The following is a 2,287-nucleotide window of genomic DNA, read 5'->3' on the forward strand; positions in this document are numbered from 1 at the left end:
CAGTTGCTAGGATTAGACCCGAAACCGGGCGATCTATCCATGGGCAGGTTGAAGGTTGAGTAACATCAACTGGAGGACCGAACCGACTACCGTTGAAAAGTTAGCGGATGACCTGTGGATCGGAGTGAAAGGCTAATCAAGCCCGGAGATAGCTGGTTCTCCTCGAAAGCTATTTAGGTAGCGCCTCGTGTCTCACCATTGGGGGTAGAGCACTGTTTCGGCTAGGGGGTCATCCCGACTTACCAACCCGATGCAAACTCCGAATACCAATGAGTGCAATCACGGGAGACACACGGCGGGTGCTAACGTCCGTCGTGAAAAGGGAAACAACCCAGACCGTCAGCTAAGGTCCCAAAGTTATGGTTAAGTGGGAAACGATGTGGGAAGGCTTAGACAGCTAGGAGGTTGGCTTAGAAGCAGCCACCCTTTAAAGAAAGCGTAATAGCTCACTAGTCGAGTCGGCCTGCGCGGAAGATATAACGGGGCTCAAACCATACACCGAAGCTACGGACGCTGTTTACAGCGTGGTAGAGGAGCGTTCTGTAAGCCGTTGAAGGGAAAGCTGTAAGGCATCCTGGAGGTATCAGAAGTGCGAATGCTGACATGAGTAACGATAAGGGGAGTGAAAAACTTCCCCGCCGGAAGACCAAGGGTTCCTATCCAATGCTAATCAGGGTAGGGTGAGTCGACCCCTAAGGCGAGGCTGAAGAGCGTAGTCGATGGGAAACAGGTTAATATTCCTGTACTTCTTGTTATTGCGATGGAGTGACGGAGAAGGCTAGGCCAGCACGGCGTTGGTTGTCCGTGTTTAAGGTAGTAGGCAAGTGACTTAGGCAAATCCGGGTCACTCTTTAAAAGAGAATGCCGAGAATTGATGACGAGTCCTCTTTTGGACGAAGTGGTTGATGCCATGCTTCCAGGAAAAACTTCTAAGCTTCAGATAACAAGAAATCGTACCCCAAACCGACACAGGTGGTCAGGTAGAGAATACCAAGGCGCTTGAGAGAACTCGGGTGAAGGAACTAGGCAAAATGGTACCGTAACTTCGGGAGAAGGTACGCCGGTGCTGGTGATGGGACTTGCTCCCTCAGCTGGCGCTGGTCGAAGATACTAGGTGGCTGCGACTGTTTATTAAAAACACAGCACTCTGCAAACACGAAAGTGGACGTATAGGGTGTGACGCCTGCCCGGTGCTTGAAGGTTAATTGATGGGGTTAGCTTCGGCGAAGCTCTTGATCGAAGCCCAAGTAAACGGCGGCCGTAACTATAACGGTCCTAAGGTAGCGAAATTCCTTGTCGGGTAAGTTCCGACCTGCACGAATGGCGTAACGATGGCCACACTGTCTCCACCCGAGACTCAGTGAAATTGAAATTGCGGTTAAGATGCCGTATATCCGCGGCTAGACGGAAAGACCCCGTGAACCTTTACTATAGCTTCGCAGTGGACTTTGATATTACTTGTGTAGGATAGCTGGGAGGCTTTGAAGCGTGGACGCCAGTTCATGTGGAGCCAATCTTGAAATACCAGCCTGGTACTATTGAGGTTCTAACTCAGGTCCCTGATCGGGATCGAGGACATTGTGTGGTGGGTAGTTTGACTGGGGCGGTCTCCTCCCAAAGAGTAACGGAGGAGTACGAAGGTGCGCTCAGCATGGTCGGAAATCATGCAACGAGTATAAAGGCATAAGCGCGCTTGACTGCGAGACAGACACGTCGAGCAGGTACGAAAGTAGGTCTTAGTGATCCGGTGGTTCTGTATGGAAGGGCCATCGCTCAACGGATAAAAGGTACTCCGGGGATAACAGGCTGATACCGCCCAAGAGTTCACATCGACGGCGGTGTTTGGCACCTCGATGTCGGCTCATCACATCCTGGGGCTGAAGCCGGTCCCAAGGGTATGGCTGTTCGCCATTTAAAGTGGTACGCGAGCTGGGTTTAGAACGTCGTGAGACAGTTCGGTCCCTATCTGCCGTGGACGTTTGAGATTTGAGAAGAGTTGCTCCTAGTACGAGAGGACCGGAGTGAACGAACCTCTGGTGTTCGGGTTGTCATGCCAATGGCATTGCCCGGTAGCTATGTTCGGACAGGATAACCGCTGAAAGCATCTAAGCGGGAAGCCCCCTTCAAGATGAGATCTCACTGGGGCCTTGAGCCCCCTGAAGAGCCGTTCAAGACCAGGACGTTGATAGGCTGGGTGTGTAAGCGTTGTGAGGCGTTGAGCTAACCAGTACTAATTGCTCGTGAGGCTTGACCATATAACGCCAAAAGCGTTTGGTTAGCTGATAGA

Annotated in this window: 1 rRNA gene; it reads left to right on the forward strand. The window is 51.7% G+C overall.

Annotation, left to right across the window (positions count from 1 at the left end):
- Positions 1 to 2,255: ribosomal RNA gene (locus JW499_RS21375) — 23S ribosomal RNA — on the forward strand; the annotation flags it as partial.
- Positions 2,256 to 2,287 lie beyond the last annotated feature (32 nt).

Origin of the sequence: Amphritea pacifica, assembly GCF_016924145.1 — a bacterium.
GTDB classification, from domain to species: domain Bacteria; phylum Pseudomonadota; class Gammaproteobacteria; order Pseudomonadales; family Balneatricaceae; genus Amphritea; species Amphritea pacifica.